The organism is Flavobacterium sp. CR10, from assembly GCF_055814415.1.
In genome coordinates this window covers 758,934-782,696 of record NZ_CP185985.1, presented here as the reverse complement: position 1 = coordinate 782,696, position 23,763 = coordinate 758,934, and the positions used below count along the sequence as shown (strand labels likewise).

9 protein-coding genes are annotated in these 23,763 nt (G+C 36.0%); 5 read left to right on the top strand and 4 right to left on the bottom strand.

Annotated elements, in window-relative coordinates; translation table 11 throughout:
* Positions 1-64 precede the first annotated feature (64 nt).
* From ACNRYB_RS03655 to ACNRYB_RS03645, 3 genes are all read left to right on the top strand, one after another.
* The gene (locus ACNRYB_RS03655) at positions 65-5,668 is read left to right on the top strand and encodes a T9SS sorting signal type C domain-containing protein (RefSeq protein WP_473729265.1); all 5,604 of its coding nucleotides are present in this window, start codon (positions 65-67) and stop codon (positions 5,666-5,668) included.
* 150 nt (positions 5,669-5,818) lie between these two features.
* On the top strand, positions 5,819-9,694 hold the full coding sequence (locus ACNRYB_RS03650; RefSeq protein WP_473729264.1) for a T9SS sorting signal type C domain-containing protein: 3,876 nt from the start codon (positions 5,819-5,821) through the stop codon (positions 9,692-9,694).
* 451 nt (positions 9,695-10,145) lie between these two features.
* Positions 10,146-15,827 carry a T9SS sorting signal type C domain-containing protein gene (locus ACNRYB_RS03645; protein WP_473729263.1) on the top strand — a complete coding sequence of 1,894 codons (5,682 nt, stop codon included), beginning with the start codon at positions 10,146-10,148 and terminating at the stop codon, positions 15,825-15,827.
* A gap of 41 nt (positions 15,828-15,868) precedes the next feature.
* On the opposite strand, the gene ACNRYB_RS03640 is transcribed toward ACNRYB_RS03645, so the two are convergent.
* From ACNRYB_RS03640 to ACNRYB_RS03630, 3 genes are all read right to left on the bottom strand, one after another.
* Positions 15,869-16,735, bottom strand: coding sequence for a cupin-like domain-containing protein (locus tag ACNRYB_RS03640; RefSeq protein ID WP_343704955.1), 867 nt, complete (start codon positions 16,733-16,735; stop codon positions 15,869-15,871).
* A gap of 163 nt (positions 16,736-16,898) precedes the next feature.
* The gene (locus ACNRYB_RS03635) at positions 16,899-17,336 is read right to left on the bottom strand and encodes a hypothetical protein (protein ID WP_008465451.1); all 438 of its coding nucleotides are present in this window, start codon (positions 17,334-17,336) and stop codon (positions 16,899-16,901) included.
* 98 nt (positions 17,337-17,434) lie between these two features.
* On the bottom strand, positions 17,435-18,382 hold the full coding sequence (locus ACNRYB_RS03630; RefSeq protein WP_473729262.1) for a bifunctional riboflavin kinase/FAD synthetase: 948 nt from the start codon (positions 18,380-18,382) through the stop codon (positions 17,435-17,437).
* 193 nt (positions 18,383-18,575) lie between these two features.
* Here ACNRYB_RS03630 and ACNRYB_RS03625 point away from each other — a divergent pair, with 193 nt between their 5' ends.
* The gene (locus ACNRYB_RS03625) at positions 18,576-21,251 is read left to right on the top strand and encodes a zinc-dependent metalloprotease (RefSeq protein WP_473729261.1); all 2,676 of its coding nucleotides are present in this window, start codon (positions 18,576-18,578) and stop codon (positions 21,249-21,251) included.
* Between the two features lie 17 nt (positions 21,252-21,268).
* Here ACNRYB_RS03625 and ACNRYB_RS03620 read toward each other — a convergent pair whose 3' ends face one another.
* Entirely contained in the window at positions 21,269-21,949 is a 681-nt protein-coding gene (locus ACNRYB_RS03620) for a ComF family protein (RefSeq protein WP_473729260.1), read from the bottom strand.
* 98 nt (positions 21,950-22,047) lie between these two features.
* Here ACNRYB_RS03620 and ACNRYB_RS03615 point away from each other — a divergent pair, with 98 nt between their 5' ends.
* Positions 22,048-23,589: a glycine--tRNA ligase gene (locus ACNRYB_RS03615; RefSeq protein ID WP_129746722.1), complete on the top strand. Its 1,542-nt coding sequence runs from the start codon at positions 22,048-22,050 to the stop codon at positions 23,587-23,589.
* The last annotated feature ends 174 nt before the right edge of the window (positions 23,590-23,763 follow it).

Below are 23,763 nucleotides of genomic sequence, written 5' to 3'. Positions count from 1 at the left end.
AAGAAATGCCATTTTTGCTTTAAAGCAAACCAAAAACAAATTTAAAACAAATACCTACTGTTATATGATGAGAAAATTACTTTACTCGTTTTTATTTTTCATTTCCTCTAAAATTTTATCCAAAAGATTAAGTACACCAAGTTTAGGATTGCTTTGTGTTGGGATGTTTTTTGTGGTTTCTAGTAACTATGGACAGTGTACTTTTGGGACTTCACAGATATCAGGCTCTGTAAAGTCCATAATTTATAATAGAGAAGCGGTTTCAGGGACAGATATTGGTACTGTAACTTTTACTAATGTGCCTGTAGGAAGACATGTAGCAGTTAATGTGATTAAAGGATTAACCTATACGATTTCTGCGACATCATCTTTTAACAAGCGAATTGTACTTTTTGATCAGGCTAATACGACTTCAAATTTAGGTTATTCTGGTACTGGAAATACAGTTACTATTAATAATTGGACAGCTGGATTTACAGGAACGTTGCTTGTTAAAATTAATAATACTACCAGCTGCACTTCAACTGCAGGGGGCAATTCTACTATTACGGTAAGATATACTGGAGGTAATAATACTACTGATCTTGCCAATGCAGAGGGAACCAATTCATGGATTGCCCACGTTTATGATTTTCCGGATACGGTTGATGTAGACCCTCTTTCAGATACAGATGCATTTACTAATGCTAGCTATTTGGGATACTTTACACAAGCAAATACTGTTAGTGGAACTACAACTTCATTCGCTCAAAGTTATGGAGTAGGACTTACGCCTACTGTACCTTTTACCGCAGCAGGAACCTCTCAGAATTTTTATGGCGAAACATTTGCTGTACGTTACAGAATGCGATCAACTTTACCAGCAGGTTGCTATTTTGTAAAAGTAAAGGGAGATGATGGAGTTAGACTTTTTATAGATGGTGTTAAAGTTTTCGATGCATGGATACAACAAGGTCCAACGGAATATACAAACGTATTGGTTTATCTAAATGGAAATAGTCAATTAGTATTAGATTATTATGATTATGATGAAGCGAATGTCACAGATTTTACTATTTATCCAGCTGATGATACAATAAATTCTGTAAATATCATAAATACTGCAGGCCCTGTTTACCGTTGTGCGAATGTAAATACTGTTTTAGATGGTTCTGCCATTACTTATCAAGGATCAAATACTAACCCATCCATTAAGTTTCAGTGGCAATCATCTCCAGATAATGCGACTTGGACAAATATTGCTACTAATGGAACAGGGGAGGATTATACAGTACCAGCAACAAATCCATCTCCACCAACAATTGTTTATTATAGAAGAAATATTACGGGGACGGCTAGTAATGCAGGATCTTGTACTTATAGTACACAATCAATAGCAGTTATAACAAGCCGAAATGTAACTACTACTGTGCCATCTCCTTCAACAGCAAGTAATATACTTTGTAATCAATTCACTGCTAATTGGTCAGGCGTAACTACAGCCTCTGGTTATTATTTGGATGTTTCTACAACTAATAGTTTTTCATCATTTGTTTCTGGATATAATAATTTAGATGTAGGGTTAGTAACTTCTTACAGCGTTACAGGATTAACCCCTAACACAACTTACTATTATAGATTAAGATCTTATAATAAATGTAGTAATCATACAAGTGGTTATTCTGCATATATTTCAACCTTAACTACGTCATCAACGGCCACGGCTGGAGCAGCTTTATCAGCAATCTGCCAAGGAGCGACATCAGCAGCTATGGGCGGATCAGTTGGAGGCGGAGCTACAGGCGGTACATGGACTGGAGGATCTGGAACATGGTCAAATGCAAACAACCCTTCAACAGCTACATATACAGCCGGAGCATCAGAATCAGGAAGCATCACATTGACGCTTACGACTTCTGGCGGTTCATGCGGAACGGCAACAGCTTCTAAAACAATTACAGTAAATCCAAATCCAACAGCTACCGCTGGAGCAGCTTTATCAGCAATCTGCCAAGGAGCGGTATCAGCAGCTATGGGCGGATCAGTTGGAGGCGGAGCTACAGGCGGTACATGGACTGGAGGATCTGGAACATGGTCAAATGCAAACAACCCTTCAACAGCTACATATACAGCCGGAGCATCAGAATCAGGAAGCATCACATTGACGCTTACGACTTCTGGCGGTTCATGCGGAACGGCAACAGCTTCTAAAACAATTACAGTAAATCCAAATCCAACAGCTACCGCTGGAGCAGCTTTATCTGCAATCTGCCAAGGAGCGGTATCAGCAGCTATGGGCGGATCAGTTGGAGGCGGAGCTACAGGCGGTACATGGACTGGAGGATCTGGAACATGGTCAAATGCAAACAACCCTTCAACAGCTACATATACAGCCGGAGCATCAGAATCAGGAAGCATCACATTGACGCTTACGACTTCTGGCGGTTCATGCGGAACGGCAACAGCTTCTAAAACAATTACAGTAAATCCAAATCCAACAGCTACCGCTGGAGCAGCTTTATCTGCAATCTGCCAAGGAGCGGTATCAGCAGCTATGGGCGGATCAGTTGGAGGCGGAGCTACAGGCGGTACATGGACTGGAGGATCTGGAACATGGTCAAATGCAAACAACCCTTCAACAGCTACATATACAGCCGGAGCATCAGAATCAGGAAGCATCACATTGACGCTTACGACTTCTGGCGGTTCATGCGGAACGGCAACAGCTTCTAAAACAATTACAGTAAATCCAAATCCAACAGCTACCGCTGGAGCAGCTTTATCTGCAATCTGCCAAGGAGCGGTATCAGCAGCTATGGGCGGATCAGTTGGAGGCGGAGCTACAGGCGGTACATGGACTGGAGGATCTGGAACATGGTCAAATGCAAACAACCCTTCAACAGCTACATATACAGCCGGAGCATCAGAATCAGGAAGCATCACATTGACGCTTACGACTTCTGGCGGTTCATGCGGAACGGCAACAGCTTCTAAAACAATTACAGTAAATCCAAATCCAACAGCTACCGCTGGAGCAGCTTTATCTGCAATCTGCCAAGGAGCGGTATCAGCAGCTATGGGCGGATCAGTTGGAGGCGGAGCTACAGGCGGTACATGGACTGGAGGATCTGGAACATGGTCAAATGCAAACAACCCTTCAACAGCTACATATACAGCCGGAGCATCAGAATCAGGAAGCATCACATTGACGCTTACGACTTCTGGCGGTTCATGCGGAACGGCAACAGCTTCTAAAACAATTACAGTAAATCCAAATCCAACAGCTACCGCTGGAGCAGCTTTATCTGCAATCTGCCAAGGAGCGGTATCAGCAGCTATGGGCGGATCAGTTGGAGGCGGAGCTACAGGCGGTACATGGACTGGAGGATCTGGAACATGGTCAAATGCAAACAACCCTTCAACAGCTACATATACAGCCGGAGCATCAGAATCAGGAAGCATCACATTGACGCTTACGACTTCTGGCGGTTCATGCGGAACGGCAACCGCTACTAAAACAATTACGGTAAATCCAAATCCGACAGCTACCGCTGGATCAGCTTTATCTGCAATCTGCCAAGGAGCGGTATCAGCAGCTATGGGAGGATCAGTTGGAGGCGGAGCTACAGGCGGTACATGGACTGGAGGATCTGGAACATGGACAAACGCAGCCGATCCAGTTAATGCTACATATACAGCCGGAGCATCAGAATCAGGAAGCATCATTTTGACATTGACTACTTCAGGTGGTTTATGCAATACAATATCAGTTACTAAAACTATTACAGTAATTCAAGCACCAATACCATCAATTGTGAAAAACGGCAATGTGTCTTGTGGCAGTTTTGGAAGCATAACAGTAGATACTTTGCCAGCAGATTGGACAATTAACCAAACAGGATTGACTACTTTGCCAAAGACATATTCTGGTACAACATCTACTTTGCCTATTCAAGATTTAACAGCAGATACTTATAGTTTTACTGTTACAGATAATGCTACAGGTTGTACCTCAAGTTCAGCATCTGTTACAATAGATGATATTAGTTCGTTTACTGAGTGGAATGGTTCGGGATGGACAAATAATGAGCCAGACGGAAGTAAAAGTGTTATAATTTCTTCTGTTGTGCCAAATCAGCCTTTCCCAAATGTTACACCTTTACCAAAAACAAATATAGATGCGTGTTCGTTAGAAATTAGAGTTCCGGCTGGATCGGAAGTAGTTATTCCATCTGGTTTGACTTTGACAATAACAAATGCAGTAACAAGTAATGGTAGATTGGTGTTTAGAAATGGTTCAAGTTTAATACAAAAGACAGATGTGCAAAATTCGGGAGACATAGTTTATGAGAGAGAAACTAGCGTACGCCGATATGATTTGACGTATTGGTCAACTCCAGTTACAGTGTCACCAGATCTTGGACCAAAGATGAATGAGCTTTCACCTACGACATTTTATGACAAGTTTTTTTATTTTGAGCCAATTGCAGGCTGGAAAACTAACTTATATGGTGGAATGTCTATGAAAGTAGGAAATGGTTATAGTATTAGAGGACCACAAGAATTTGCTACGGCCACTCCAAGTACTTTTACAGGAAGGTTTGTTGGAGTTCCAAATAATGGAAACATAACGGTAAAATCTGTTGTTGCCGATAAATATTTCTTTTTTGGTAACCCATATCCATCAGCAGTAGATGCAGACGCATTAATAGAGACTAATAAAGATGTATTAGGAACAATTTATCTTTGGACGCATGTTACCCCTCCACAAAGAGCACCTGGAGATAACACCTATCGTTATACAAGTGATGATTATATAGCTTATAATACTTCTGGAACAACCAGTGTTGGTAATAATGGCGCACCAGCTAAACCATTTGACGGATTTATTGCCGCAGGACAAGGATTCCTTGCAAGGCCAAAAACAACAGAAATACTTTTTAATAACGCAATGCGTGTTGAAGCAAATAATGGACAATTCCTTAAAACAGCTAAAAGAAGTATAGAAAAAAATCGTATATGGTTGAATATTACAAATACTCAAGGTGCTTTTAAGCAAATATTGGTTGGTTATATTCAAGGTGCAACGAATAGTGTAGACATTAATTATGATGCTTTTAGCGCTGCAGGTAATTCATTTATTGATTTTTATAGTATAAATGAAACCAAAAAATTAACAATTCAAGGGCGTGCTCTTCCATTTGATAATAGTGACTTGGTTCCGTTAGGATATAAAACTGCAATAGAAGGAGAGTTTACAATTGCAATAGATCATGGAGATGGATTCTTTAATACGCAAGAAGTTTTTTTAGAAGATAAAACGACAGGAAAGATCACTAACTTGCGCAATGAAAACTATACATTCAGTACATTGACTGGAACTTTTGCAGATCGTTTTGTTCTTCGTTATACAAATAAAACACTAGGAACAGGTGATTTCGAAAATCTTGAAAGCAGTGTTTTGGTTTCGGTAAAAGATAAAGTAATAAGCATTACTTCTTCTAAAGAAACAATTAAAGAGGTAAATATTTTTGATGTAGGAGCACAATCGTTATACAGCAAGAAAAAAGTTAATTCGTCAGAATTACAAATTAATAATTTACATTCTAGCGATCAGGTTTTATTAGTTAAGGTGACTTTAGAAAACGGTTCTACAATTACTAAAAAAGTTGTTTTCTCAAATTTGTAACTTAAAAATAGATTATATAAAAGTCCATTCTTATAAAGAATGGACTTTTTTTTATGTCTAAAATATCCCTAAATCTTGGTATTGTGTTTTTAATTAACGCTTTATAATTTTAACTTAATTCTTACAAATATTAACTTAGATTATTCTGTTTTGATTAAAAATTTATTTTATACATTAATTTTAATCTCGCTCCCAATCCAAACACTTCTCTCACAGCAGGGTAAAGTTGACAGTTCCTTCAATGTTCTCGACAATGGACAAATTGGTGATGGATTTGATAATACTGTGCGGACACTTTTGATGTTGAAAGATGGCACTTTGCTTGTAGGAGGTGATTATTTAAGTTTGAATGGAACGCCCGTTTCTTATCTTACTCGCTTAAATACAGATGGTTATATCGATGAAAGTTTCAATACTGGAACTGGTTTTAACGGTAAAATCTATGCTTCTTATTTGCAGTCTGATGGCAAAATTATATTGGGAGGTAATTTTACAAGTTTTAATGGCATCAACACAGGAAGAATAATTCGTTTAAATGTAGATGGTTCGTATGATGAGACTTTTAATACAACAATTGGAGCTACGACTGGTATAGTATACGATATTGACTCGCAGTCAGACGGAAAAATAATTATTGTAGGAAGTTTTACAAAATACAATAATACTACTGTTAATAGAGTAGCGCGTTTATTGCCAAACGGATCACTCGATTCGACGTTTCTTACTGGTTCTGGATCTGCATTAAATATTACACATGCAAAAGTTTTATCAGATCAGAAAATACTCCTTACGGGTAATTTTACTGTATTTAACGGTAATTCAGCTAATCATATAATTCGGTTAAATTCTAATGGTACTTTTGACTCTACCTTCAACTGTGGCGTAGGTTTTAATGATAACGTTAATGCGATCGCTTTACAGTCTGATGGGAAAATGGTTTTAGGGGGCAATTTTACTCTTTTTAATGACACTGTAGCTAATCGAATTATTCGCTTGAATGAAGATGGAACTAAAGACGAGAATTTTTTAAATGGTTCAGGTTTTAGTAGAGACGGAGTCCAAACAATCAAAATAAATAAGAATGGAGAGATAATGGTTGGAGGTTCCTTTATAGGTTTTTACAATACTGCCGAGGTTACAAGATTAATTTTTCTCCAACCAGATGGAAGCATAAAACCTAACTTTGACATTGGCTCTGGTCCTGCATCTGCTTCAGTATTGGCTTTAGAATTTGATGAAGAAGGTTCGTGGTTTGTTGGGGGCTCATTTTCTGTTTTTAACGGTCAGAATCAAGGAAGACTAGTGAAAATTAGTACTGAAGGAGATCAAGATATTTCTTATCTAGTATCTGGAATTGGTTTTGATAATTCTGTTCTTACTATTTTGCCTCTTCCAAGCAAGAAAGCAATAATTGGGGGGAATTTTAAAAAGTTTAATGGAGAGACAGCCTCTAAAATAACATGTCTGTTAGAAAATGGGAAAATAGATACAGTTTTCAACATGTCAAAAACAGGAAGTAATGGTTTGATAAAAACATCAGCATTACAAACTGATGGAAAAATTATTTTAGGAGGCAATTTTACAAAGTACAATGATCTTGACAATAATCGTATTGTTAGGATATTTCCAAACGGAGAGATTGATGAATCTTTTGATAGCGGAGATGGATTTAACGCACAAGTTTATGGGTTGGCAATTCAGTCAGATCAAAAAATAATTGTCGGTGGAGCTTTTACAAAATACAATGGATCACCAGTAAATGCAGGTAGAATTATTAGAGTATTGCCAGATGGTACAAAAGATCCTGATTTTATCACTGGTTTTGGTGCCGATGGCATTATAGAAAGTATAATTGTACAATCAGACGGAAAGATTCTTGTAGGCGGTCATTTTAAAAAGTTTAATGATGTCCCTTTTGCTGGATTGGTGCGACTAAACTCAAATGGAAGCATTGATGAAAACTTTAATGTTGGAAATGGCTTCGATAAATATGTTTATACAATTGCGCTGCAATCTGATCAGAAGATTCTTGTTGGCGGGTCTTTCTTAGCTTTTAATGGTATTTCGCAAAAACGAATTAGTAGATTAAATAGCGACGGAAGTTTTGATTCCACATTTGATTCGGGAACTGGTTTCAGTAAAGGAGACGTTCGTACTATTTTAATACAGCCCGATGATAAGATTTTAGTTGGAGGGACTTTTTCGGGAACATATAATAATATTTCTTCTTCTAGGTTGATTCGATTAATGCCTTCAGGATCTTTCGACAATACTTTTAGAGCGTCATTAAATAATGCGCTATATGCAATGAATTTTAGTGAAGATTATAAACTGGTCATAGGAGGAAATTTTAATTCAATTTCAGGTATTTCAAAACATAGAATTGCTTGTTTAAAACTTTGTGTTGATACAACAATCTGGGATGGAATTTCATGGTCAAATGGTTATCCTTCTGCGGGGAAAGATGTTTATTTTAAAGAAGATTTTCGAAACTTTAAGACGGCCAATATTTGTGGCTGTAATATTGAACAGGGGAAAACGGTTACTTTATCTGAAAAAAACACTCTCGGTATTGAATTTGCTTATACTGGTAAAGGAATTCTTGTTCTAGAAGATTCTGCTAGTTTGTATCAAGAGGATGATGATATGGTAAACACAGGAATTGTTCATTTAAAGAGAAAAACAAAACCTGTAATTCGATTCGATTTAACCTATTGGTCCTCTCCAGTAGCTGATATGAAATTGTATGATTTTTCACCAGAAACACTTTTCGATAAATATTTCTGTTATGATGTAATCTCTGGATGGAAAACAAATCTTAACGGAACAATGACCATGATTTCGGGATATGGATACAGTATCAGAGCACCACAAAGTTTTTCTACTACTGAACGAGCAATATTTGAAGGTGTCTTTAAGGGGATTCCGAATAATGGAAAAATAGAAGTTGAACTTATTGCTTCAGATCGGTTTTATTTGATTGGGAATCCATATCCTTGCGCAATAAGTGCAGATAAATTTCTAACTGAGAATGCACCAAAAACAAAAGGGGCGTTATATTTTTGGACACACAATACTCCACCTAGGATAACAATACCTGGTACCAATACCTATCGATATAGTAATGACGATTTTGCAGTTTACAATTTGTTAGGAGGAGTTGGTACAAGGTCGGCGCTAAGTTCTGGCGTGAGTAATGATGCTCCTGACGGTACAATTGCTTCAGGACAAGCTTTTTTTGTGAAAAGCAACCAAACTGGTTACTTAGAATTTAAGAATAGTATGAGAATTAGAGATAATAATAATTCTTTTCTGCGCCCTGCTTTAAATTCAGTAATAAAATCTACTAATGAAAAACATAGATTTTGGTTAAATGTTACAAATAATGATAATGAATTTAAACAGATTTTACTAGGGTACGCAGAAGGTGCTTCAAATTCTTTAGATTTAAATTATGATGCAGAATATTTAAGTTCAGGGGCATCAATAGATTTTTATAGCATAATAAAAGATAAAAGATTAATAATTCAAGGTCGTGAGTTGCCTTTTTCAGAAAGTGATTCAATTTCTTTAGGTTACAAAACGACTATTGGTGATCATTTCAAAATTGAAATAGATCATCAAGATGATTTTTTCATAAAGAAACCTATTTTTTTAGTAGACAAAAAATTGAATTGCATTCATAATCTTTCTGAAAGGCCTTATCAATTTGATTCTGAAGTTGGAACTTTTAACGATCGGTTTTCGATAGTTTACACTAATAAAACTCTATCAAATAGAACGCTTGAAGGCAACTCTAAAAACATTTTAATATCGGTTAAGAAACATAATATAAATATTGAATCTTTTAAAGATAATTTGAAAGAAGTTATAATATTTGATGTTTCGGGAAATCAATTGTATAGAAAAGATAAGCTCGAAATTAAAAATCTAAATATCCAAAATTTGTTTTCTTCTCATCAAGTTTTAATAATAAAAGTCATTTTTGATAATGGCCAATCAATCTCAAAAAAGGTAATTTTTTAATAGAAGTAGGGCTTAATTAACAATTCATTTTGTAAATCTTAATAATGAATCTTTGGTGTAGTTAATTTATTGAAAATCAATAAATTGAAATTGTTTTATTTTTGTTTTAACAGTTTTTTCCTATTTTTTGTGTTTTTTCCTATTTAGGTGTTAAAATAATGGGTTTGGTACTACGATGTTAATTTAAATGTAGATAAAATCGTACCTTGTTGTAGCATTTAATCGATTAAGTACGTTTTAAATCGATTAAATGCAATTTTTTACAAGCCTTTCAAGTACACTTTTTCCTTCCAAAATCAGTTTAAAATCTGTCATTCTATCTGCCTCCATTAATTGCAAAATTGTGGTGTATTCTTAATTCTCTATAACCTTAAATATTAAGTCTCTTTGGTTTTGCAATTAATCTTGTTTTGAGTTTGAATTTATTTTTCAATTACTAAAAAACCACAAGATGAAAAAAGATTTACTTACTATGCTGCGTTTCTTCAGCTTTTCAACTTTAGTAATTTATATGGGTAAACCATTAAATTTCAATTTAAGATTTCAATTTCTTATTATTTTATTTTTCTCAATTTTTTATACGACTTCTAAAGCGCAGATTTCCCATCCATTTACAGCCAGTGGATCTCTTCTTCTTCCAGCAGGTATGGATGTTGTTACTGTAGAAGCTTGGGGTGCAGGTGGCGCTGGAGGAGCAGCAAATGTAACCCCTTTCGTTGGAAGAAGCGGCGGCGGCGGCGGCGGCGGAGCTTACGCAAAAGGGACAATTACCACAACAGGAGTATCAAGTTTGAATGTTGTTGTAGGTCCGACTACTGCAGGAGGGAGTAGTAATGGGGCTTCAGGAGGCGATTCATACATAACGGGATTTACTACTCTTTTCTTTGCACCAGGTGGTCAGGGGGGAAATGCGAATACCACAACGACTTCTAATCCGAGCGGTGGACTTGGGGGTACCGCAACTATTGGAAATCTCGCAACTTCCAATGGTTTAAATGGCGGGACAGGTGGAAGCGCAGCATTAGGTTTGCTTCTTACCTCTGGTGCTGGAGGAAATGCGGGTAACTTTGGCTCAGGACTAGGTGGCGCGGGAGGAGCTGCAAGAAGTACTGTAGTATTAGCTACAGATGTAGGGAATCCAGGAAATGTATATGGAGGTGGGGGAGGTGGAGCTATAAGCGCTTCATCATTACAAAATGGAGGAAGTGGGGCAAGAGGTCATGTTAATATTACATACACTTGTAAAACTTATAGTATAACATCATTATCAGCTACAAATGTTTGCACGTCTATTGGAAATACCTCTCAAGTGCAATTGATAAGTACGCCTGCAAATTTACCAGTAGGAACATATACAGTAACCTATCATAGAAGTAGTCCTGCAGGTAATAATTTGACAGCAACAATGATTGTTACTACGGCAGGATCAGGAACTTTTACGGCTAGTGGATTTACTAATATAGGGAATAGTAATATTGTAGTCAACTCTTTAACATCAGTAGATTGTACTTCTTCAATAGATTTGTCAACGCAAATAGTAGTAACAGCTCAGCCAACAATTACTTTAGGAACTGCTAATGCAGTGTGTGTAAGTGCTAGTGCACAAACAACTAATTTGAGTTATACTGGGACAACAAATTCACCAACAAACTACAGCATTACATGGAATACAAGTCCTGCTAATACTTTTTTACCAGTTTCAAATGCAACTTTACCTTCAAGTCCTATTACTATTGCAATTCCAGCAGGAACTGCCGCTGGAACTTATACAGGGACGCTTACTGTAAGCAATGCTGGGTGTGTATCTGGAACAAATACTTTTACAGTTGTTGTAAATCCTTTGCCGACAATAACATTAGGTTCAACTACAGCCGTTTGTACAAGTTCAAGTGCACAGAGTACCACATTACCCTATAGTTCTGTTACAAATTCCCCAACGACTTACAGTATAACTTGGAATGCGAGTCCGACAAATACATTTTTACCCGTTTCGAATGTAACTTTACCCGCAAGCCCTATTAATATTTCAATACCTGCAAATACAGCACCTGGAACATACACTGGGATGTTAACAGTGAAAAATGCAAATGGATGCACATCAGCAGCAAATAATTTTACAGTTACCGTGAGTGGACCACCTACGATTACGTTAGGTACAGCAACTCCTGTTTGTTTTAGTGCTTCCTCTCAAACTTCAAATTTGAGTTATAGTGCAACAACGAACTCCCCTACTACTTACAGTATAACTTGGAACGCAAGTCCGGCAAATACATTTTTGCCAGTTACAAATGCTACGTTAACATCTAGTCCGATCAGTATTGCAGTTCCTGCAGGAACTGCTGTTGGGGCATATACAGGAACTTTAACAGTAAAAAATGCAACTGGATGTGTGTCTGCAGTAAATAATTTTACAGTAACAGTAAATCCTCTACCTACAATAACATTAGGTGCTACGACGGCAGTATGTACAAGTTCTAGTTCGCAAACCACAGCATTGCCTTATACTGCAGTTACCAATTCGCCAACAAATTATAGCATTACTTGGAATGCAAATCCTGCTAATACTTTTTTACCAGTTTCAAATGCAGTTTTACCAGCAAGCCCTATTACAATTGCAATTCCAGCAGGAACCGCTGCAGGAACTTATACAGGGACATTGATAGTAACCAATGCAGCTGGGTGCATATCGGCAACGAACAATTTTACAGTTACTATAAATTCTTTGCCTACAATAACATTGGGCGCTACGACTGCGGTATGTACAAGTTCGAATGTTCAGAGTACTGCATTGCCTTATAGTTCAATTACTAATTCTCCAACAACTTACAGTATAACATGGAACGCGAGCCCAACAAATACTTTTTTACCAGTTTCAAATGCGGTTTTACCATCGAGCCCAATTAATATTTCCATACCTGCAAATACAGCTGAAGGCACCTATACAGGAGCTTTGACTGTAAAGAATGCCAATGGTTGCGTTTCTGCACCAAGCAATTTTACGGTAACCGTAAATCCCTTGCCATCGATCACACTTGGCACTGCGGGCGCTGTCTGTTTTAGTGCCTCAGTCCAGACTGCCAGTTTGAGCTATAATGCTCCGACAAATTCTCCGACTGCGTACAGCATTGTCTGGAATGCGAGTCCTGCTAATAATTTTTTAGCGGTTACGGATGCAGCTTTGACTTCCAGTCCGATTAGCATCGCGGTTCCAGCAGGAACAGCTGCAGGCACATATACAGGAACTTTGACTGTAAAAAATGCAGATGGATGCGTTTCTATGCCAAGCAATTTTACAATTACAGTTAATCCCTTGCCATCGATCACACTTAGCACTGCGGGCGCTGTCTGTTTTAGTGCCTCAGCCCAGACTGCCAGTTTGAGCTATAATGCTCCGACAAATTCTCCGACTTCGTACAGCATTGTATGGAATGCGAGTCCGGCTAACAATTTTTTAGCGGTTACGGATACGGCCTTAACTTCAAGTCCGATTAGCATCGCGGTTCCAGCGGGAACAGCTGCTGGAACATATACAGGAGTTTTGACTGTAAAGAACGCTAATGGCTGCGTTTCTATGCCAAGCAATTTTACAATAATAGTTAATGCAGCTCCTACAATTACTACATCAGGAAATTTAACTCCAATTTGTAAAAGTACATCTTTCCAAATGGCTTCTTTGCCTTATTCCGCTACCACTGGTTCGCCAATTAACTACTCAATTGATTGGTCAACATTAAATGATCAAGGAACTACTGCTTTCTCTTTTGATTCTGTAGGAGGTAATGTCAATAATATTTTTATTCCTGCAAATACAGCAGCGGGAACTTACAGTGGAGTAATGTCAATTTTTACATCAGAAGGATGTTTCGCAACTCAAACAATTTTTTTAACGATTAATAGCGTTCCAACAATAAATACTTCAGGAGTATTTACTTCAGTTTGTCAAAGTTCGTCAGCACAGACTACTACTTTAAGTTATAATTCAACTACTGGATCTCCAAATAGTTATGCTATTGATTGGGTTACTTTGACGGATCAAGGAGCTACACCATTTCCTTTTAGTTCTGGATCAGGAGATATTATAAATGTTAACGTTCCAGCAAATACGACCTCAGGAACTTATAATGGTATTATGACTATTACAACTTCAGGCGGTTGTCTAGCAACGCAAAATGTTTCTTTAACTGTAAATGCCGTTGTGACAGCACCAACAGCATCAGTGACTCAGATCCCAACTTGTGTAAATAACACAGGTGTTATTACAGTTAGTTCGCCAGCATCTGGAACAGGATATAGTTATAGTATTGATGGGACGGATTTTAGCAATACCTCAGGAATATTTACAGGTTTGTCTTCTGGGGTTTACAATGTGAAAGTGAAAAATGATACAACAGGTTGTGAATCAGAACCAACATCAATTTCAATAAATGCTTTTGTCACTAAGGCATGGAATGGAAGCGTTGATGCTAATTGGGGAAATCCTGCAAATTGGACACCCGCAGGGGTACCTATAGCATCTGATTGCGTAGACATTCCAGACGTAGGAGTTGATCCTATTATATCTGGAACTAATGCCAGTTTTTTTGCCAGCAGATTAACGGTTCAGAATAATGGATCTTTAGTAGTAAATGAAACAAATACAATAACCGTAACAAATGAAGTAAATGTTATTGGTAATGGGATTTTAATTTTTGAAAATAATTCTAGCCTAGTTCAAATTGCAGATGTGAACAATGCTGGTGCCATAACTTATAGAAGAAAAACACTTGTAAGACGCTTTGATCTCACCTACTGGTCTTCTCCAGTAACAAGAGTTCCGGGTTTTACGTTGCATGATTTTTCCCCAAATACATTGTTTGATAAATATTTTAAATTTTCTGCGGCTGGAGCTTGGGCAACAGTATATAATGGAGCAGAAGAAATGCTACCAGGAAATGGTTATAGTATCAGAGGGCCCCAATCTTTTAATAATGTTACACCTTCTGTTTTTACTGGAGAGTTTGTTGGAACTCCAAATAATGGAACTATTCAGGGACCTGCAGCTATTGCAGAAAAATATTGTTTTTTTGGAAATCCTTATCCTTCGGCAATTTATGCAGATGAGTTTATTCATGATAATGCTGCTAATTTTTATGGAACACTATATTTTTGGACACACAATACATTGCCTAAAATAACTGTACCAGGAACTAACACATATCGTTATACTAATGACGATTATGCATTTTACAACTTATCAGGAGATACAGCGATTGGAAGTTTAGTAGGAAGTGGTGCAACATCTCCAGGAAATCAAACTCCTCCGGCAGGATATATTGCTGCAGGGCAAGGATTTTTTGCAAAATCAAAAACAGGACAAAAAGCAGTCTTTACTAATTCTATGAGAGTTCCAGGGTTCAATAGTCAATTTTATAAATCAACGCGAACAGCTGTGATTGAAAGACATCGAGTGTGGCTAAATTTTACAAATTCAGAGGGAGCCTTTAAGCAAATATTAATTGGATATATTGCTGGAGCAACAAATTCTTTTGATTATAATTATGATGCTGTCACAATGAATGCCAATCCTTATGTTGATTTTTATAGTATAAATGACGGTAAAAAATTAGTTATTCAAGGAAGAGCATTGCCATTTGTTGTTTCTGATACAATCCCTTTGGGGTATAAATCGACTATTCCGGAAGGTAATTTTACAATTGCCATAGATCATACCGACGGAAATTTAAGTACTCAGGATATTTATCTGCAAGATAATGTAACCAACACGATCCACAACCTTAGAACGGGAGGTTATACATTTAGATCAGTACCGGGGACTTTTCTTAATCGTTTTGTGTTGCGTTATACAAATCAGGCTGGAGGTGAAACGCTGGGTAATGAAGATTTCGAAAATCAGAATCAGGAGATAGTGGTTTCTGTTAAAGATAAAAACATTAAACTGCAATCTATCTCTGAATTGGAAAATCTTCAAGAAGTCGCTATTTATGATGTAGGCGGAAAATTGTTATATCATAAAAAGGAAATTGGAAATAAGGATTGGGTTGTCAATAATTTTCAATCAGGGCCACAAATTCTATTGGTTAAAATAACTTTAGAAAATGGAAAAACAGCAACAAGAAAAATAGTATTCAGGTAATAAAAAAGCGGTTGAGTTTTTAAAATTCTCAACCGCTTTTTTTAAAGAGTACGCTGTAAATATTGGTGTGTATCTTTAAGAGCTTTTTCATTTTTATAGTCAATCCATTTTTGACCTTGAATTTTTCGCATCATAATATCAAAGTGGCGCATAATAAAAACATTGTAAGCCGCTTTGGATAAATTGGCAATGTTTTTTGGAAAAGAGCGAAGGCTCATAGAAAATCCTGGCGTTAGATATTTCATATAATGCCAATACCCTTCTGGCATATAAAGCATTTCGCCATGTTTAAGATTTGTGATATAACCTTCGACATTTTTAAGCGCTGGGAATTTTTCGTAATCTGGATTGTCAAAATCAATATCTTCTCTTGAAATTAATGCATGAGGCACTTTATACATAAATTTTGACTGGTTTGGAGGAAAAATCATGCATTGCTTTTCACCATGAAAATGAAAATGAAGAATATTCGAATAATCAATATCATAATGCATAAAAACCTTTGAATTTTCTCCTCCAAAAAACAACATCGGCATTTGCTTTACCAACTTTAAACCAATATCTGGCCATAAGAAGTCATTTTTTAAAGAAGGAACCTCTTTCATTAGGTTGTAAAGAAAAATACGATAATTAGTAGGCTTTTCTTCCAATAAGTCGATGTAATCACTCATTTTCATGGTTGTATGAGCCTCATTAAAGCCATCTTCATGATTTACAGGTCTGTCGTCGTACAAAGGAACTACTGAATCTCCTGCTATTTCTTTTATATAAGATAATTTCCATTTGTTGTAAGCTGGCCAATCTTCGGTCAATTCTTCAATAACAACAGGAATTTGTTTTTTTACATATTGGGAAACAAAATCGTCTTTTGAGATTTTTTTTACCCTTTCAATTTGCTTTAACTTCATTTTTCAAATAAAAAAAATTGCTTATAACTCTCTGCTATAAGCAATTTAAAAATATTTCTTGAGATTTAAGATCTCTTTTGGCTAAATTTTTTGATTTGATCGATACACAAAAAGTGCATTTAAAAAGGTATGCCGTTAAAATTTGGTTGCAACAAATTAAAAATTAATCTGCTGCATATTTGTTATTCCAATACAGCATCATCATTAAAGTAACAATTACAGAAGAAGCGATTCCTTCAAATAATAAACAAATACAATAAGTTGGCACTGATGGATTTCCTCCGAACATAAATGTTTCAGATAAAGTTCTTACATAAGCATCTCCGCCTCGGGCATAACTATAAACCAATAAGCCAAAAATGCTTAGTGCCACACCAACTACAGAAGTGGCCATGGCAGAAACAGCATTAGAAACAAAATTGGTTTCTCCTTCATGAAGATTCATCTGCATCGTTCTGTTAACACCATAGAATATGAAGAAAACGTTGAGTGTTCTTAAATAAAACAAATCTGCTAAACCTAGTACATTCATTAATAAAAAATAAATGCCAATTCCGAGAAAAATCAAAAAACCGTTGGTAATTTCTTTAGGTAGTTTCATAGTGGTTATTTTTTAGAAGTTAATAGTAAATGTTTGAAAAACAGTCTTCTATCAAAATTACTAAAAAAATTACTACGATGATTTAAAAACAGCAAAAACTATACAGCCTGATCTTTTAATGAAGAGTCTATAAAAGCTAAAGAATTGATTTTATCTTGATCAAGTTGTGCTTTTAGTGCATCAACTGAACTAAATTTTTGCTCTTCGCGAATATAATGCAGTAAAGAAACTTCAATTTTCTGATCGTAAATGTCTCTGTCGAAGTTAAACAAGTGGACTTCAATAGTTTGTTTTTCACCATTTACAGTCGGATTGAAACCAATATTCATCATGCCGAAAACAGTTTCATTGTTTACAACAGCCCTCACGACATAAACACCAATTTTTGGGATTAATTTATAATCTTCTTCAATGTGAATGTTAGCGGTTGGAAAACCAATGGTACGTCCAAGCTGTTTTCCTTTTACAATGGTTCCGTTCAAGAAATAGCTGTAGCCTAAATACTCATTGGCCAAAGCCATGTTTCCTTCATTTAAAGCTTTTCTGATTTTGGTTGAACTAACAGAAACATCTTGAATTTCTTCGGCTGAAATTTGCTCTACCTCAAATCCATATTCGATTCCAAATGCAATTAAATCGTCAATATTTGCCGTTCTGTTGCGGCCAAAACGATGATCATGTCCAATAATAATTTTTTGAATCTGAAATTTCTCTACTAAAATGGTACGAACGAATTCCTCAGCGGTTAATCTTGAAAAACTTTCGTTAAAAGGATGAACAACCAGATTTTCTATTCCAGTTGCTTCCAAAAGATTTATTTTTTCATCAATCGTATTGAGTAATCTTATTTCAGACTTTTCCTGAAGAACCATTCTTGGGTGAGGAAAAAAGGTCAGAACTAGACTTTCATATTTTCCATTTTCAGTATTCTGAGTAATTCGTTCCAGAATTTTTTTATGACCAATATGCACGCCATCAAAGGTGCCAAGAGTTAAAATTGTTTTCTTGGTTGACTGAAAATCGTTTATAGAATGAAAGAGCTTCAAAACAAATTATTTAAGATGCTGCAAATTTATACTATTCTCTTTTAAATTTAATACTATGGCAAATCGATTTTTAACAGATAATATATCTTTTTGTAAAAATATGCCGACTCGTCGATTAAAAAACAATAATTGTTGTGTAGATAATATAATTTCAAATTAATTAAAGTAATTTTGATTATTATATTTTAATAGTATGAAAAAACAACTACTTTGTATACTTTTAATTTTCTGTTCTGCAGCAATTAACGCACAAGACGTTTTATGGCAGAAAGTAACTTCTTCGTCGCTTTCACGAAAAGCTGATGGCGCAAGTACCAATAAACTATACTATAAATTAAATACAAGTCTTCTCAGCTCAAAGTTAGCTTCGGCATCAAATAAAACAGCAAAAAATACAACGTCAGAAATTACCATTCCAAATACTGATGGAATTTTGGAACGTTTTTCTGTTTGGGAATCTTCTAATTTTGATCCCGAATTACAGGCAAAGTATCCAGAAATCAGATCTTATGAAGGACGTGGAATTGACGATAAAAATGCTAAAATACATTTTAGTGTTGCTCCAATCGGAATGCAGACTATGGTTTTTAGAACTGCAAAACCAACAGAATACATAGAGCAAAATCCTGAGAATAAATCAGAATATGTTTTGTTTAAATCTACAGACAACGCAGCGTCAAAAATGATTTTGGATTGCAAAACGCCCAATTCGGTTTTTGAAAATAAATCTTCTGCTACAGCTAAAACGGCTTCTAATGCCAAACAATTTAAAACGCTTCGATTAGCATTATCCTGCACAGGAGAATACACCGCTTATTTTGGTGGAACAATAGCAGGAGCCTTGGCTGGAATGAATGCTACTTTAACTCGAGTAAATGGTGTTTTTAATAGAGATCTTGCGGTACAATTAATCTTAATTGCAAATAATGACGCTGTTATTTATACAGATGCTTCTACAGATCCCTATTCTATAGCATCGGTAGGTGCTGACAATAACAATCCAGCTTGGCCAAAAGAAGTACAAACCACATTAACCAATGTTATAGGTGAGGCCAATTATGACATTGGTCATTTGTTTGGTGCTTCAGGAGGAGGCGGGAATGCAAGTTGTATTGGTTGTGTATGTGTGAGTCCTACTTCTAATGAACCTCTAGGAAAAGGAAGTGCATTTACATCTCCTGCTGATGCAAAACCAGAGGGTGATAATTTTGATATTGATTTTGTGGCCCATGAAATGGGACATCAGCTTGGTGGGTCACATACTTTTTCATACGCAAATGAAGGAATGGGGACATGTTACGAACCAGGAAGCGGTTCAACTATCATGGGATATGCTGGAGTAACAGATTATGATGTTCAGAATCATTCAGATGATTATTTTTCTTATGCAAGTATCAATCAGATTCAGAATAATTTGGCAGGAAAAACATGTCCTGTATCAACAGCTTTAACCGATAATAATCCACCTGTTATAAATGCAGGTCTAGATTATACAATTCCAATTAGTACACCATTTATTTTGACAGGAACGGGTTCTGATCCCGAAGGAAATTCTATAATCTATACTTGGGAGCAATTTGACAGTGCAACTACAGCTTTTGCAGGTAATAGTTTAACCTATCCGACAAAACCAGATGGACCGATGTTTAGATCTTTACCGCCAACAGCTTCACCAGTTCGTTATATGCCAGCTTTAAGTTCAGTATTAAATAATCAATTGACGACAAGTTGGGAATCTGTTTCTTCTATTGGAAAGACAATGAATTTTACACTTACAGGAAGAGACAATGCCGCTTTAGGAAAGGCGCAAACCAATACAGATGCAATGGTCGTGACTGTAAGTGCTGAGGCTGGACCATTTGCTGTAACTTCGCAAACAGATGATAATCTTGGGTGGGCAAAAGGATCTGCACAAACCATCACTTGGAGCGTAAATAATACAAATACACTTCCAGGATCATCAAACGTAAATATAAAATTATCTGTAGATGGCGGATTAACATATCCAATTGTTTTAATTGCCAATACTCCAAACGATGGGACGGAAACAATTTTGATTCCATCTGAAATTGATAATGCAACCAATTGTAGACTTTTGATAGAGCCCGTTAATAATATTTATTATGCTGTCAATAGTAAACCATTTGCAATAGGATATACGGTTTCAACAAATTGTTCCGTTTATAATTTTGAAGGCGGGTATTCGATGGGTACAAGTACAACTTTTATAAACAAATCAGTTACAGTCCCAGCCTCAACGGGAACTATTTCAGATGTAAATGTTTCGGTTAATGTTACTCATGAAAGATTTGCAGATGTTGAAATGCAAATTGTAAGTCCAAGTGGTACAACAGTGTCTTTATTTAACAAAAGTTGTGGTACAACAAATTCTACACTTTCACTTCAGTTTGATGATAGCGGATCTGCTTTAAATTGTGGCGCAACGACCAGTCAAATTGTAATTCCCGCAAGCGCCTTAAGTGCCTTTTACGGAGAAAACCCGCAAGGCGATTGGATTTTTAAAGTCCGTGATGCTGTTGTTGGAAAGTTTGGAAAAATAAATTCTGCATCTATAAATATTTGCACTAAAACCTATACATTAGGAAATAAGGATTTCGAAAATGTTAATTTTGTTGCCTATCCAAATCCAAACAAAGGAACTTTTACAGTGCAATTTGATAGGGACTCGGTAAGCGAGATTAAAGTTTACGTTAATGATATTAATGGAAAATATGTTTACGATAGAACTTTTCAAGGTTCAGGATATTTTATTCAAGATATTCAATTGCCAGATGTGCCTTCAGGTCTTTATTTTGTAACGGTTACTGATGGTAATAGAAAAGAAGTGAAAAAAATATTGGTGAATTAATTTTTGATTTTCAAAGGTTAATGCGCCATTGCCATACAGAGTATACTAATCTTAGTGCCAGGTATTTTTAGCAACGCTTTTGAACATGCTTCAAGTGTGGCACCTGTTGTAAGCACATCATCAACAATTAAAAAGTGTTTGTTGTGATCAGATTCATTGAATCTGACATCAAAAATGTTTTCAATATTTTCAGATCTTCCCAAAAGGTTTTTCTTGGATTGCGTTTTGGTATATAATTTTCGAATTAAAATATTTTCTGCAAAAGGAATTTCAAAACCCGATGCAATTGCTTTTCCAAAAGTGGTAACCTGATTATAGCCTCTTTCCTTAAACTTTCTTTTATGAAGTGGAACAGGAATTACAGCGTCAAAAGGAATTTCGAATTGTAGTTCCTTTAAATCTTCTGCATACCAATTTCCTAAAACAGTTCCGATTTCCTGATGCCCTTTGTATTTTAAATTATGGATTAACTCTTGAACCATTCCTTTTTTATTGAAATACAAAAAGGCAGACGCAAATTGCACATCAATTTTGCCATAAAACTTTTTGACAGCTTCATTTTTAGGATTTAAATGATATTGGGTTAGAGGCATTTCATGTCGGCAGACGGTGCAGAAAACGGTTTCATTTTGAAGCAAAAGTGAATGGCATCTGCTGCAGACTTTAGGAAAAAATAGATTTATTAGATAATTAATCACAAAAAGAGAGATTTTATTTACAAAAGTAACAAAATCGAAGCTTCAATCTTTATAATTTTTCTTTTTTATAAAGCTAGTTTTTATATTTTTGCATCACTATGGCAAAACAAGAAGATATATTTAAGAATGTGGTTTCGCACGCAAAAGAGTACGGATTTATTTTTCCGTCAAGCGAAGTTTACGATGGTTTAAGTGCTGTATATGATTACGCACAAAACGGTGTCGAATTAAAAAAGAATATCCGTGAATATTGGTGGAAATCAATGGTTCAGATGAATGAAAATATTGTCGGCCTTGATGCTGCAATATTGATGCATCCAACAACTTGGAAAGCTTCTGGTCACGTTGATGCTTTCAATGATCCATTAATTGATAATAAAGATTCTAAAAAGAGATATAGAGCTGACGTTTTGGTTGAAGATTTTGCTGAAAAAATTCACCAAAAAGCTCAAAAAGAAATCGAAAAAGCAAAAGCTCGTTTTGGGGATGCTTTCAACGAACAAGAGTTTGTAACTACAAACGCTCGTGTTATTGAATATTTAGCTAAAGAAAAAGAGATCAGAGAGCGTTTAGGGCGTTCTTTGGGAGCTGGAGATTTAGCTGACGTTAAAGCTTTAATCGAAGAACTTGAAATTGCTGATCCTGAAACTGGTTCTAAAAACTGGACAGAGGTAAAACAATTCAACTTGATGTTCGGAACAAAATTAGGTGCATCTGCTGAAAATGCAATGGATTTATATTTGCGTCCAGAAACAGCTCAAGGTATTTTTGTTAACTTCTTAAACGTTCAGAAATCAGGCCGTATGAAAGTTCCTTTTGGAATTGCTCAGACAGGTAAAGCGTTCAGAAACGAAATTGTGGCAAGACAATTTATTTTCCGTATGCGTGAGTTTGAACAAATGGAAATGCAGTTCTTTGTTCGTCCAGGAGAAGAAATGCAATGGTATGAGCATTGGAAAGAAACTCGTCTAAAATGGCATTTATCTTTAGGATTAGGACAAGAAAATTACCGTTTTCATGATCACGAAAAATTAGCGCACTACGCAAACGCAGCAGCTGATATCGAATTTAATTTCCCATTTGGATTTAAAGAATTGGAAGGTATTCACTCTCGTACAGACTTCGACTTAAAAGCGCACGAAGAATATTCTGGAAGAAAATTACAATATTTTGATCCTGAATTAAATGAAAACTATGTTCCTTATGTAGTAGAAACATCTGTTGGTTTAGATCGTATGTTCTTGGCAGTTTTTGCTACTTCATTAAAAGAAGAAACATTAGAAGACGGTTCTACAAGAACAGTTTTAAAATTGCCAGCAGTTTTAGCGCCAACTAAAGCAGCAGTATTACCATTAGTTAAAAAAGATGGTCTACCAGAAGTTTCAAGAAAAATCATCGAAGATTTAAAATGGGATTTCAATGTGGCTTATGATGAAAAAGATGCTGTAGGACGCCGTTACAGAAGACAAGATGCTTTAGGAACGCCTTTCTGTATTACAGTAGATCATCAAACGCTTGAAGACGAAACGGTAACAATTCGTCATAGAGATACAATGAAACAAGATCGCGTAAAAATTACTGAATTAAGAGGGATTATCGAAAACGAAGTTTCGATGAAAAACTGGTTAATGAAAATGTAATCTTTACAGTTTATTATAGAAATCCCAAATTCCGTAAAGGAGTTTGGGATTTTTCTTTTTTTAAATAAGTATTTTATCGGATTTTTTTGCATTTCATCCTTATGTATTAACATTTTAATTTAATGTGTTAACAATGAGGCGTTTAAAGTGTTTAAATCCGTAATTTTAAATTTA